Source organism: Micromonospora sp. NPDC051006 (genome assembly GCF_044456245.1).
Lineage (GTDB): Bacteria > Actinomycetota > Actinomycetes > Mycobacteriales > Micromonosporaceae > Micromonospora.
Genome location: NZ_JBITFP010000022.1, coordinates 78,990 through 92,753 on the forward strand (window position 1 = coordinate 78,990; position 13,764 = coordinate 92,753).

Below are 13,764 nucleotides of genomic sequence, written 5' to 3' on the forward strand. Positions count from 1 at the left end.
GCCCGCGCCGCCCCCCCCGCCCCGCCCCCCCCCGCGCCCCCCCCGCCCCCCCCCGCCCCCCCCCCCCCCCCCCGGGCCGCGCCCCCCCCGGGATGGCCGAGATCGACAAGGTGGCCTGGATCCTGCTGGCCGACGGGCGGATCCTGAGCACCCGTTCCCAGGGCAAGGACGTGTGGTACCTGCCGGGCGGCAAGCGGGAGCCGGGGGAGAGCGACCGCGACACGCTGCGCCGGGAGATCGCCGAGGAGCTGAGCGTCGAGGTGGACGCGGAGAGCGCCGTGCACGTCGGCACGTTCAGTGCGCCGGCGCACGGGCACGCCGCGGGCGTGACGGTGCGGATGACCTGCTACACCGCCGGATACCGGGGCAAGCTGGCGGCCGCCGCCGAGATCGCCGAGACGGCCTGGCTGGGCTACGCCGACCGGCACCGCGTCTCCGCCGTGGACCGGATCATTTTCGACCACCTGCGCGCGGCCGGCCTGCTGCGCTGACGCCGCCCCGGTTGGCCGCCGGGCGCCGGTCCCGGCGTCATCCGGTGGCCGGGCGTCGTTTGCCGCCACCCGCCGGGGGTATGCGCGGTGCCGGTGACGAAGGAGGGGCGGCGTGCAGTTTCCCCGGTTCATCGACGCGGTGTCCCGGCGGTCCGGGCTCGCGCCGGAGCAGGCCGCCACCGTCGCCCGTGCCGTGCTGCAGACGATGGCCGAACGGGTCACCGGGGGCGAGGCGGACGATCTCGCGGGTCAGCTGCCGGACGAGCTGGACGGCTATCTGGGCGCCGGGGCGGGGCCGGCGCAGTCCGCGTCCGGTCCGGCGGAGTTCCTGCGCCGGGTGGGGGAGCGGGCCGGGATCGACGAGGTGGCGGCCCGGGCCGGCACGGCGGCGGTCTTCGCCACCCTGCGCGAGACGGTCACCGTGGGCGAGTTCCAGCAGATGGTGACTCGGCTGCCCCGCGGTGCCGACGGTGGAATCGAGCCCACGCCTCCTGCCCCGTACGATGGGTGAGGCGGGCAGCCCACCCATCCTGTCCAAGGTCCGACATCGCCCCACGTTGTCGGAAATTTGCCGGTCATATGGCGTTGAGGCCGAAGGATTCCCCGCAGCTACGCGTCTAAGCGGTGTTTCCTCAATCCGCTAGAGGGATGATCGGCCTATTTCTGTCGGCCGTCGGCTCAGCCCCGATCGACTCTTCGGCCGGACTCTCATTGATGATCTTTGAGCCCACCCATTGAGTCATATGCTGCTTCCATTGTGTAGTCCTGGGGGGGATCATGATCACGGCTGTCTATCGTTGCGTGTCCGTCCTCTATGGAGCGACGTCCGCGTCCTGACATGGCCCACGAGACGTTGATCCATCGCTTCGGCGATGTCGCCGCCGCCTGCCCCGAGCACACCGCCGTCCTCGGCGAGACCCAACAGCTCAGCTACGCCGAGCTGGCCGGCCTGGCCGGTGGGTACGCCGACGCGCTGGTGTCCGCGGGTGCCCGGCCGGGGGACCGTGTCGCGCTGCTGACCGCGCACGGTGCCCGCACCATCGCCGCCATCCTCGGCGCGCTCGCCGCCGGGTGCGCGTACGTGCCGCTGGACCCGGGTTTCCCGCCGCGCCGACTGCGGCACATGCTCGACGCCGCCGGTGTGCGCACCGTCCTGTGCGCGGCGGAACACGAGGAGCTGGCCCGGCGCCTCGGCGCCGACCGGCCCCAACTGCGGCTGGTCCCGGTCGACGAGGTGCGCCCCGCCCCGCTGCGCCCCGTGCCGGTCGACCCCGACGCGTTGGCCTACGTGCTGTTCACCTCGGGCTCCACCGGCGTGCCGAAGGCGGTCGGGCAGACCCACCGCAACCTGCTGCACGTGGTGCGCAACCAGATCGACACCCTGGAGATCGGCCCCGCCGACCGGCTCAGCCTGCTCGCCTCGTTCAGCTTCGACGCGGCCATCCCCGACCTCTATCCGGCGCTGCTCACCGGTGCCGCCGTCATCCCAGTCGACCTGCGCCGGCACGGGCTGTCGTACGCCGTCGAGCAGCTCGCCCGGCACGGCGCCACCGTCTACCACTCAACCCCGACGGTCTACCGCTTCCTGCTGGACACCCCGGGCGTCGAGCGGCTCGACCGGGTCCGCGTGGTGCTGCTCGGCGGTGAGCAGGCCACCCACGCCGACGTCGCCCGCGGCCGGGGCCGGTTCGCTCCCGGCTGTGTGCTGGTCAACGGCTACGGAGCGACGGAGATGACCTTCGCCGCCCGTTACGCGCTGCCACTCGCCGAGGCCGACCCGGCCGCCACCGGGCCGCTGCCGATCGGCACCGCGCTTCCCGGCTACCAGCTGCGCCTGGCCGAGACCGGCGAGATCGTGGTACGCGGCGAGCACCTCGCCCCCGGCTATCTCGACCAGGACAGCGACCGGTTCGGCGTCGACCCGGACGGCGTGCCCGCGTACCGGACCGGAGACCTGGGCGAGCGGCTGCCCGGCGGCGAGCTGCGCTGCCTCGGCCGGCTCGACCGGCAGGTCAAGGTGCGCGGCTTCCGGGTCGAGCTGACCGAGATCGAGTCGCTGCTCGCCGCCGAGCCGGGAGTCGCCGCGGTCCGGGCGATCGCCCGCGACGGCGAACTGTTGGCGTACGTCCGGCCGGCCGGTGGCCCGGTCGACCCGGCCGCCCTGCGCGCCGCCCTCGCCCGGCAACTGCCCGACTACGCCCTGCCGCGCGCCGTCGTGCCGGTCGACGAGTTCCCCCTCACCGTCAGCGGCAAGGTCGACGAGCGGGCGTTGCCCGACCCGACCCGCCCCGTGCCGGCCGGCGCCCAGCCGGCGAGCCCGACCGAGCAGGCCGTACACGACATCTGGTGCGCGGTCCTCGGCCGGGACGCCGTCGCCCGCACCGACAACTTCTTCGACATCGGCGGCCAGTCGCTGCTCCTCGGCCAGGTGCAGCAGCGTCTCGCCGAGCGGTTCGGGGTCCGGCTGCCGATGCTGCGGCTCTTCGCGCACCCCACGGTGGCCGCGCAGGCCCGACTGGTCGACGAACCGTCGACCACCGACCGGGTGCCGGCCCCGGCGCTCGCCGCGCCGCCCGCGCCCTCGGTGGCCGCCCGCGAGTACACCGGCGACGAGATCGCCGTCGTCGGCCTCGCCGGGCGCTTCCCGGGCGCGCCCGACGTGGCCACTTTCTGGTGGAACCTCTGCGCCGGCGTCGACGCGATCCACGACCACACCGACGCGGAGCTGGCCGCGCTGGGCATCGGGCCCGGGCTGCGCGCCGACCCCCGGCACGTACGGGCCGCCGGCCGGCTCGACGACGTCACCGACTTCGACGCGGAGTTCTTCGCCTTCGGCGAGCAGGAGGCCGCCCGGACCGACCCGCAGCACCGGCTCTTCCTCGAGGCGGCCTGGGAGGCGCTGGAGGACGCCGGGCAGGACCCGGCCCGTTTCCCGGGCCTGGTCGGGGTCTTCTCGGCCACCTCCGCGAACCGCTACTTCCTCTTCCACCTGATGGACAACCCGGCCGTGGTCGGCGACGTGGACCCGGACGACTGGGAGGCGCGGCTGGTCGGCCGGCAGTTCACCGACCACCTGCCCGGGCAGGTGGCCTACCGGCTGGGGCTGACCGGGCCCGCGGTGGCCGTGCAGAGCGCCTGCTCCAGCTCACTGGTCGCGGTGTGCCTCGCCGCGCAGAGCCTGGCCGACTACCAGTGCGACATCGCCATCGCCGGCGGCGTCAACGTCACCTGGCCGCGCTACCGGCACACCCCCGGCGGCCTGGCCTCACCCGACGGACGCTGCCGCGCCTTCGACGAGGCGGCCAACGGCTCCGGCTTCGGCTCCGGAGTCGGCGTGGTCGCGCTGCGTCGGCTCGCCGAGGCGCAGGCCGACGGTGACCGGATCTACGCGATCCTGCCCGGCTGGGCGGTCACCAACGACGGCCCGGACCGGGCCGGCTTCGCCGTGCCCGGCCCGGCCGGACAGGCCGCCGCGGTCGCCGGTGCGCTCGCCGCGGCCGAGGTGCCGCCCGGTGAGGTCCGGTTCATCGAGGCGCACGGCAGCGGCACCCCGCTCGGCGACGCCATCGAGGTCGCCGCCCTGCACGAGGTCTACGCGGGCGGCCCGGCCGAGACCTGCGCGCTCGGCTCGGTGAAGACCAACATCGGGCACCTGGACGCCGGCGCCGGCATCGCCGGGCTGATCAAGGCGGTGCTCGCCGTGCAGCACGGGGTGATCCCGCCGAACCTGCACTACACCCGCGCGCACCCCGAGATCGACCTGGCCAGCGGTCCGTTCTACGTGCCCACCAAGGCCCGCGACTGGCCGGAGGCGCCGCGCCGGGTGGCCGGCGTCAGCTCGTTCGGGCTGGGCGGCACCAACGCGCACGTCGTGGTCGAGCAGCCACCCCCGGTCGATCCGGTCGACGGTCCGCAGCCCACGGCGCACCTGCTGCCGCTCTCCGCGCGTACCCCGGCGGCGCTGCGGGACGTGGTGACCCGGCTGCGGCAGCACCTGGCCGGCGCCGCACCGGCGCTGGCCGAGGTGGCCGCGACGCTGGCGCTCGGCCGGCGGGCGTTCGACTGCCGGGCCGCCGTGGTCGCCGCGGACCTGACCGGGGCGATCAGCGCCCTGGACGACCTGCTGGCGACCGACGCCCGGGTGGCCGGGGAGCCGGCGGAGCTGCGCGAGCTGGCGGCCGCCTGGGTGGCCGGCCGGGACGTGGACTGGACGGCGTTGCACCCCGACGGGGCGGTACGCCGCACCAGCCTGCCCACCTACCCCTTCCAGCGCCAGCGGTACTGGATCGACCCTGCTCAGAAAGGCGCGCGGTGAACTGGTTCGTCTCCGCCGGAGGCCGCGACCCGGCGCCGGTCCAGCTCTTCTGCCTGCCGTACGCCGGCGCCGGCGCCAGCGCGTTCCGCCGCTGGCAGGACGGGATCGGCGCGGACGTCGACGTGCTGCCGGTGCAGCTGCCCGGCCGGGAGAACCGGATCACCGAGGACCCCCGGTTCCGGGTGGCCGACGTGGCGCGGGCCATCGCCGAGCGGGCCACCGGCCCGTACGCCATCTACGGCCACTCGATGGGTGGCCGGCTCGGCTTCGAGGTGGTCCGTGAGCTGCGCCGGGAGGGCTACCGGTTGCCGCTGCGGCTCTACGTCGGCGGCGCCCGCGCCCCGCACGTCACGGCGCCCAGCCTCTTCGACGGGCTCTCCACGGTCGACGACGACGACCTGCTGCGCCGCCTCGGCGACGGCGGCGGGCTTCCCGCCGAGGTGCTCGAGCACCCCGAGCTGGTCGAGCTGCTGCTGCCGCTGCTGCGTGCCGACTTCGGACGGGTGGACAGCTACCGCTACGTACCCGGCGAGCCGCTGCCGGTGCCGATCGTCGTGTTCAGCGGTCGGCGGGACCGGGCGGTGAGCCCCGAGCAGAGCGCGGCCTGGCGGGAGCACAGTGCGGCCGGCTTCGCCCTGCACGAGATCGACGGCGGGCACTTCTTCCTGGACGACGCGCTGCCCGAGCTGCTCACCGCCATCCGCGCCGACCTCACCGCCGCACTGGCCGGTCGCAACCCCGCCGCCGGCGCTGCGACCGCCGAGACCGCGGTGGCCGCGGACAGTGCCACGCCCGCGACCGCGGCGGCGAGGGCCGGCGCGCACCGGGTGCCACTGGGCGACAGCGGCTGGTCGGTCTGGCGTGACGCGATCCTGCGTACCACCGGCTTCCCCGCCGACGGGCTCACCATGCTCTCCGCCCCACAGGCCGCGGCGGCCGCCGACGAGCTGCTGGCCAGCGGCGCCGGTGTCGAGCAGTTCGACAAGGAGTTCGCCGAGGCGGTCACCGCCACCGGCCGCCGGCTGACCGAGCTGGCCGGCGACCCGCTGCTGCGCGAGGCGGTGACCTGGCAGAACCGCAACGCCCTGGTCGCGCTGGACGGACTGCGCCGCGGCGGCCCGGACGCCCCGCGCAACGTGCGCCGGCGCGATCGGGAACGCGCCCTGCTCAAGTACTGGCAGCGCTACTGCGGCAAGAACGAGACGGTCGGCTTCTTCGGCCCCAGCTGCTGGGCCACCATCGACCCGAGCTTCCCGGGCACCGCCGAGATCCGCCCCGGCCCGACGCTCACCCGCCGCCGCTGGGTGTGGTTCGAGTCGTGGGCGCTGACCGCTTACGCCGATCGGATCGGGCAGGACCTCGCGGTGCGCGGCTGGTGGCCGCCGCGGCTCGCCCCGCAGCTGCGGCTGGTCGAGCGGGAGGTGCGCCGGCCCGGCCGGCCGCCGGTGCCGCTCTCCCCGGTCGAGGCGGCGCTGCTCGCCGCCGCCGACGGCGAGCGTCCCGCCCGGGAGCTGGTCACCGACCCGACCATCGGGCTGCGCCGCCCGGAGGACGGGTACGCGCTGCTCGACCGGCTGGTCGAGCGGGAGCTGATCACCTGGGACGCGGCGCTGCCGGTCAGCCCCGCCGCCGAGGGGGTGCTGCGGGAGCGGATCGGGTCCATCGGCGACCCGGCCGCCCGGGACGCCGCCCGGGCCGGCTTCGACCAGCTCTGCGCGGCCCGGGACGCGGTCGCCGCCGCGGCCGGCGATCCGGACCGGCTCCGCGTCGCCCTGGACGCTCTGGACGAGACGTTCACCGCGCTGACCGGTCAGCTGCCCCGACGACGCGACGGGCAGATGTACGCGGGGCGGACGCTCTGCTACGAGGACACCAGCCGCGATCTCGACGTGGTCTTCGGCGCGCCACTGCTGGAGAGCGTCGCCGCCCCGCTCGGCGTGCTGCTCCAGGCCGCCCAGTGGCTGGCCGGCGCGCTCGAGCAGGCGTACGGGGCGGTGTTCCGGGAGCTCTACGACGAGCTGCGCGCCGAGGCCGGCGACGCCGCGGTGGCATTGTCCGACCTCTGGTTCCTGACCCAGGGGCTGTTCTGGGGCGGCGGTGAGCGCCCGGTGGACGCGGTCGCCGCCGACTTCGCCGGCCGGTGGGCGGGGCTGTTCGGGCTGGACGCCCTGCCCGCCGAGACGACCGAGGTCCAGCTGCGGGTGGACGACCTCGCCGCCCGGGCCGCCGAGGCGTTCCCCAACGTCCGACCCGGCTGGACCAACGCCCGGCTGCACAGCCCGGACCTGCAGATCTGCGCCGCCGACGCCGACGCGCTGGCCCGCGGCGACTACACCGTCGTCCTCGGCGAGCTGCACGCCGCCTGGCCCTCCTTCGACTGTCAGGTCTTCACCCCGTCGCACCCCGACGTGGAGCGGCTGCGCGCCGCGCTGGCCGAGGACCTCGGCGAGCGGCGGATCCGGCTGCTCTTCCCCACCGACTGGCCGCGGCGCACCAGCCGGGTCGCGGAGGCGCTGATCGGCCCGACCGACCAGCAGCTGGCCTTCGCGCCGGCGCCCGGGGCCGACCCGCGCCGGGTGCTGCCCACGGTCGCGCTGACCGTGACCGACGAGGCGGGCCGGCTGGTGGTGACCGCGCCGGACGGGCAGCGCTGGCCGCTGACCGAGATCTTCGCCGGCCTGCTCGCCGCGCACGCCGTCGACGGGTTCAAGCTGGTAGCGGCGGCGCCGTACACCCCCCGGATCACCCTGGACCGGCTGGTCGTGGCGCGGCAGACCTGGCGTACCACGGTCGGCGGAAGCGGGCTGGGCACGGTGACCGGGGAGCGGGAGCGGTTCCTGGCCGTACGTGCCTGGCGTCGCCGGCTCGGCCTGCCCGAGTGGGTCTACGTCAAGCTCGGCACCGAGACCAAGCCGTGCTTCGTCGACCTGAGCAGCCCGGCGTTCGCCAACATGTTCTGCGCCATGGTGCGGGCCGCCCGCACCGACGGCGGCGACGACGCCTCGCTGGTGGTGAGCGAGATGCTGCCGACCCCGGGCGACGCCTGGGTGCCCGACGCGGCAGGCCGGCGCTACTTCAGCGAGCTGCGGCTGCACATCGTGGCCGCCGACGAGTCGGAGGTGGCGCAACGATGAGCCACCGCATTCCGCTCGGTGACACCGGCTGGTGGGTCTGGCGGGACGTCGTGCTGCGTACCGCCGGATTCCCGGCCGCCGGGTTGGCGGCGTTCGCCGCCCCGGACGCGGCAGCCGCCGCGGACGCGCTGCTCGCCGGCGACGGCAGCGGGGAGCTGTTCGACAAGGCGTTCCAGGCGGCCCTGCTCGACACCTCCGCGCAGGCCGACGCGATCGCCGCGGATCCGCTGCTGCGCGAGGCGGTCACCTGGCAGAACCCGGACATGCTGGTCGCCCTGGACGGTCTGCTGCGCAGCGACCCGGCCGCGCGCAACTGGCGCCGGCGCAACCGGGAGTCCGCCCTGCTGCGGTACTGGCAGCGCTACTGCGGCAAGGCCGAGACCATCGGCTTCTTCGGGCCGGTCTGCTGGGCGAGCTTCGACCCCGACGACCCGGTCACCCGGCTGCGCGCGGGTCGGGACCTGGTCGCCCGCCGGGAGGTCCACTTCGAGGCGTGGGCGCTGATCGCGTACGCCGACCGGCTCGCCGAGGACCCGGCCGTGCGCCGGTGGTGGGCGCCGGCGCTGCCCCCGCACCTGAGCGTCGCGGGTCGGCAGCTGCGCCGGCCGCTGCACCCGCCGACGGAACTCACCGTCGCCGAGGCGCGGTTGCTGTCGCACTGCGACGGGCGGACCCCGGCCGAGACGGTGGTGCGGCAGGCCCTCGCCGACGGCGACTGCGGGCTGCGTACCGAAGCCGACGGTTACCTGCTGCTCGACCGACTGGTGCAGCGGGCGCTGCTGGCCTGGGACGCGGCCCTGCCGATCAGCCCACGCGCCGAGCGGGTGCTGCGCGACCGGCTCGCCGCGATCGGCGACGCCACGGTCCGCGCCGAGGTCACCGCCGGTTTCGACCGGCTCTGCGTGGCCCGCGACGCGGTGGCCGAGGCCGCCGGCGACCCGCAGCGGCTAGGCGTCGCGCTCGCCGCGCTCAACGCCGAGTTCACCGCGGTCACCGGCCGGCCGGCGACCCGGCAGGGCGGGCAGATGTACGTCGGCCGCACCGTGCTCTACGAGGAGACCGCGCGGGACCTGGAGGTCACCGTCGGAGCGGCGGTGCTGGACGCGCTCGCCGCGCCGCTGGCGATCGTGCTCCAAGCCGCCCGCTGGCTCACCGCCGAGATCGGCCACGCGATCCGGCGGCTCCTCGACGAGCTGCACGCCGAGCTGCGCGGCGACGGCCCGGTCCGGCTGGCCGACATCTGGTCGCTGGCGCAGGGCCTGCTGGTCACCCCGGACGGGCCGCTCGCCTCGGCCAGCGCGCAGTTCACCGCCCGCTGGGCCGAGCTGTTCGACCTCGACAGCGCCGGGCCGACGCAGCCGGAGCTGCGGCTGCGCAGCGCCGAGCTGGCCGAGCGGGCTACCACGCTGTTCGCGGCGTCCGGCCCCGGCTGGCCGTCGGCCCGGATCCACAGCCCCGACGTACAGATCAGCGCCACCGACGTGGCCGCGATCAACCGGGGCGAGTTCCTGCTCGTCCTCGGTGAGCTGCATCCGGCGTACGCGCCGTTCGACGGGGTGGTCTTCGTTCCGTTCCACCCCGACCCGGCGGCGCTGCGCACCGGACTCGACGCCGATCTCGGGCCGGCCCGGGCCCGGGTGCTCTACCCGGCGGGCTTCCCCCGGATCACCACCCGGACCACCTACGCGTCCACCCGACCGGGCGACCGGCAGTTCGGCATCGACACCGCCCGCGGCGCCGACGTCGACAAGCTCGTCCCGGCCACCGAGGTGCGGGTCGAGCCGGACGGCGACGACCTCGCCGCGGTGCTGCCCGACGGCAGCCGGTGGCCGCTGGTGGAGATCTTCGCGCACCTGCTCGGCGCGCTGCTGCTGGACAGCTTCAAGCTGGTCGCGCCGGCCCCGCACACGCCGCGGATCACCATCGACCGGCTGGTGGTGGCCCGGCGCACCTGGCAGACCACGGTCGGGGAGAGCGGACTGGCCGGCGTCGCCGGCGACGCGCATCGGTTCCTCGCGGCCCGCCGCTGGCGGCAGCGCCTCGGGCTGCCCGAGCGGGTCTTCGTGAAGGTCGGCACCGAGGTCAAGCCCTGCTACCTCGACCTGACCGCCCCGCTGCACGCTCAGTCGCTTTGCGCCATGGCCGACGCCGCCGCGAAGACCGACCCGGACGTGTCCATGGTGGTCAGCGAGCTGCTGCCCGGCCCGGACGACGCCTGGGTGACCGACGCGCAGGGCCGTGGCTACGTCAGCGAGCTGCGCCTGCAGATCACCGATCCGATGAGCTACCGGGGAGAGAACGGGTGACCGACATCCTGTCCATCAGCGTGGTACAGGGGGAGCCGCTGCCCTGGCCGGACGCGACGCTGGCCGAGCTGATCGTCGCGCAGGCCGCCCGTACGCCGGACGCGGTCGCGGTGCGCCAGTGGGACGCCCGACTCAGCTACCGGGATCTGCTGGACCAGGCCGCCGGGGTCGCGGCCGCCCTGCGCGCGCGTGGCGTCGGGCGGCAGAGCCGCGTCGGGGTGTGTGGACACCGCCGGCCCGAGCTGGTCGCCACCGTGCTCGGCGTGCTGCTCGCCGGGGCCTGCTACGTGCCGCTGGAGCCGGGCGGTCCGCGTCGGCGGCTGCGGGAGATCGCCGCGGACGCGGACGTGTCCGTCGTGGTCGGCGACGCGGCCGAAGCCGAGTTCGCCGACGTGCCCGGCGTGACCGCGATCGCCCTGCCCGGACCGGCGCCGCTCGCGCCATGCCCGGCCCGCCCCGGCGACCCCGCGTACGTGCTCTTCACCTCCGGGTCGACCGGCCGGCCCAAGGGGGTGCTCACCACCCACCGCAACGCCGTCGAGTTCGTCCACGGCGTGATCGCGCTCAGCGGCGCCGACGCCGGCGTACGCAGCCTCGGCATCGCCTCGCTCGGCTTCGACGCGGCCACCATGGACCTCTTCGTTCCGCTGCTGCTCGGCGGGGCGGTGCAGCTGCTCGGCGCGGACGACCGGGCCGACCCGGTCCGGCTCGCCCGGTTCATCGCCGCGCACGAGGTGAACTGGGGTTTCATCACTCCCACCGTGCTGGCCATGCTCGACCCGGCCGAGCTGCCTGAGTGGCGGGTGGTGCTCTGCGGCGGCGAGGCGGTGCCCGCCGAGCTGGCCGGCCGCTGGGCGCCCGGACGCACCTTCCTCAACGGCTACGGGCCGACCGAGACCACAGTGCTGGCGGTCAGCGGCCCGCTGACCGACGCCGAGTCCGATCCGGTGCCGATCGGCGTGCCGCTGCCGAACCACCGGGCCTACGTGGTGGACGACGCGCTGCGCCCGGTGCCGCCGGGGGAGACCGGCGAACTGCTGATCGGCGGCCCCGGCCTCGCCGACGGTTACCTCAACCGGCCCGGCCTGACCGCCGAGCGGTTCGTCCCGGACCCGTACTCCGGGCAGCCGGGCGAGCGGCTGTACCGCACCGGCGACCTGGTCCGGCTGGAGCGGAACGGGCGGATCGTCTACCTCGGCCGGGCCGACCGGCAGGTCAAGATCCGGGGCCAGCGCATCGAGCTGGGCGAGGTGGAGGCGGTGCTCGCCGACCTGCCCGGCGTGGACCGGGTCGCCATCGAGGCGGTGCCCGGTCCGGCCGGCACCGAGCTGGTCGCCTTCCTCACCCCGGCCGACGCGCCCGACGACGAGCGGCTGCGGGCGTACGCCGGGCCACGGCTGACCACCGCGATGCTGCCGGCCCGGGTGCTGCGCCTCGCCGAGCTGCCGGTCAGCCCGACCACCGGCAAGCTGGACCGCCCGGCGTTGCGTGCGCTGGACACCGCCGGCCGGCCCACCCCGGACGCGCCGGTAGGCCCGGTGGCGGACGAGCCGGTCGACCGGGCGGTGGCCCGGATCTGGGCCCGGTTGCTCGGCGCGGCGCCCGAACCGCAGACCGATTTCCTCGCCGCCGGCGGCAACTCGATCGCGGCGATGCGACTGGTCGCCGCGCTCCGGGCAGAGCTGGGTCGGCACGTCGACACCCGGGACGTCTTCACCGGCCGGACGTTCGCCGACCTGGTCGACCGGGTCGCCGCCGCCGCGCCGTCCGAAGCGGACGGTCTCAGCACCGGCAACCCGCCCACCCTCTCCCCGCCGCAGCGCCGGCTCTGGTTCGTTGACCAGCTCGCGCCGTCCAGCGCGCCGTACAACATCGCGGTGGCGCACCGCCTGCACGGCCCGCTGGACACCACCGCGCTCGGCGCGGCGCTGCGGGCGGTGGTCGAGCGGCACGACGTGCTGCGCTGGCGGATCCCGCAGACCGCGGGCGTGCCGTACGCGGTCCGCGAGGAGCCGACCGACGTGGCGGTGCCGGTGGTCGACCTGACCGACCGCGCCGACGCCGACGGCGAGCTGGCGGCGATGCTCGCCGCCGGCGCCGGGCACGCCTTCGACCTGGCCACCGGGCCGCCCTGGCAGGTGACCGTCTACCGGCTCGGCACGGACGAGCACGTGCTGGCGGTCACCCTGCACCACGCGGTCTTCGACGGCTGGTCCGAGGCGGTCCTCTACGACGATCTCGCCGCCGCGTACGCCCAGGCGCTGGCCGGGCGCGTGCCGGCCCTGCCGGCGCTGAGCGCCACCTACGCGGACTACGCGGTGTGGCGGGCGGAGCGGGACCGGCGCCGCGGCGAGGCGGACCTGGCCTGGTGGACCGGGCACCTGTCGGGCGCGCCCACCGTGCTGGAGCTGCCCCGGGACCGTCCCCGGCCGGCGGAGCAGACCTACGCCGGCGCCGAGGCGGCGGTGCGGTTCACCGAGGCGACCGACCGCGCGGTGCGCGAGCTGGCCGAACGGCGCGGAACGACGGTCGCCGCGGTGCTGCTGGCCGGCTTCGGTGAGCTGCTCGCCCGGCTCACCGGCGGGGACGACCACGTGCTCGGCGCGATCGTCGCGGACCGCCGCCTGGCCGCCTTCGACGACGTGGTCGGCTTCTTCATCGACACCGTGCCGGTGCGGGTCCGCACCGGCGGGGCGAGCTTCACCGAGCTGGTCGACCGGTGCGCGGCCGAGCTGCACGAGGTGACCACCCATCCCGGCGCCCCGCTGGAGCGGATCGTCGAGGCGCTCGGTGTCGGCCGGGACACCTCCCGCGCGCCCCTCGTGCAGGTGCTGTTCAACGTGCTCAACTTCGTGCCACCCCGACTGACGCTGACCGGGCTGGTCGGCGAGCCGGTCCCGGTGCCGAAGCCCGGCTCGCCCTTCGACATCACCGTCTACGTGGTGGAGCGGGCCGGCCGGATCGGCGTCGAGGTGGTGCACAACCCCGACCTGTTCGACGGCGAGCGGATCGAGGCGCTCCTGGACGACCTGGCGGCGCTGGTCGGCGCGCTCGCCGCCGAGGAGGACGCGACGGCCCGCGACGTCGCCGTCGAGCTGCCCCGGCCGACCGTCCGGGTGGCCCAGCTCGGCGCGATGACGGTGGCCGCCGCCGAAGCGCCGCGGACCGCTCTGCCCGCCGGCCCGGACGGGCTGACCGAGACCGAGGAGCTGATCGCCGGCATCTGGCGGGAGGTGTTGGAGCGCGACCGGGTCGGTGTCGCCGACAACTTCTTCGACATCGGCGGGCACTCGCTCGCCCTGGCCGCGGTGCACGCCCGGCTGACCGCCGCGACCGGCCGCTCCATCAAGATGCTCGACCTGTTCCGCCACCCCACGATCCGGGCGCTCGCCGCCAGCTTGGACGGTGCCGCCGACCGGCCGGAGCTGGCCCGCGCCGCCCTGCGGGCCGCCGCCCGCCGCAGTCGTACCCGCCGTAACCCGCCCCGCCGCCCCGGCGGCACCGCGCACTGAAGGACA

Annotated in this window: 6 protein-coding genes; all 6 read left to right on the top strand. The window is 75.8% G+C overall.

Annotated features, from left to right (window positions below; all coding sequences use genetic code 11):
- Positions 1-92: 92 nt before the first annotated feature.
- The 6 genes from ACIBBA_RS26580 to ACIBBA_RS26605 all read left to right on the top strand — a co-directional run bounded on the left by ACIBBA_RS26580 (position 93) and on the right by ACIBBA_RS26605 (position 13,758).
- Positions 93-491, top strand: a complete 399-nt coding sequence (locus tag ACIBBA_RS26580) for an NUDIX domain-containing protein (protein ID WP_396700655.1) — start codon at positions 93-95, stop codon at positions 489-491.
- A 112-nt stretch (positions 492-603) separates the two neighbouring features.
- Positions 604-1,002 (top strand): DUF2267 domain-containing protein, encoded by a 399-nt coding sequence (locus ACIBBA_RS26585; RefSeq protein WP_396700656.1) that lies wholly within the window; start codon positions 604-606, stop codon positions 1,000-1,002.
- Between the two features lie 327 nt (positions 1,003-1,329).
- Complete coding sequence (locus ACIBBA_RS26590) at positions 1,330-4,806, top strand: AMP-binding protein (protein WP_396700657.1); 3,477 nt, start codon at positions 1,330-1,332, stop codon at positions 4,804-4,806.
- Positions 4,803-7,940, top strand: coding sequence for a thioesterase domain-containing protein (locus tag ACIBBA_RS26595; protein ID WP_396700658.1), 3,138 nt, complete (start codon positions 4,803-4,805; stop codon positions 7,938-7,940). Before ACIBBA_RS26590 ends, ACIBBA_RS26595 begins: the two co-directional genes overlap by 4 nt.
- Entirely contained in the window at positions 7,937-10,246 is a 2,310-nt protein-coding gene (locus tag ACIBBA_RS26600) for a lantibiotic dehydratase (RefSeq protein ID WP_396700659.1), read from the top strand. Before ACIBBA_RS26595 ends, ACIBBA_RS26600 begins: the two co-directional genes overlap by 4 nt.
- Entirely contained in the window at positions 10,243-13,758 is a 3,516-nt protein-coding gene (locus ACIBBA_RS26605; protein WP_396700660.1) for an amino acid adenylation domain-containing protein, read from the top strand. Before ACIBBA_RS26600 ends, ACIBBA_RS26605 begins: the two co-directional genes overlap by 4 nt.
- The last annotated feature ends 6 nt before the right edge of the window (positions 13,759-13,764 follow it).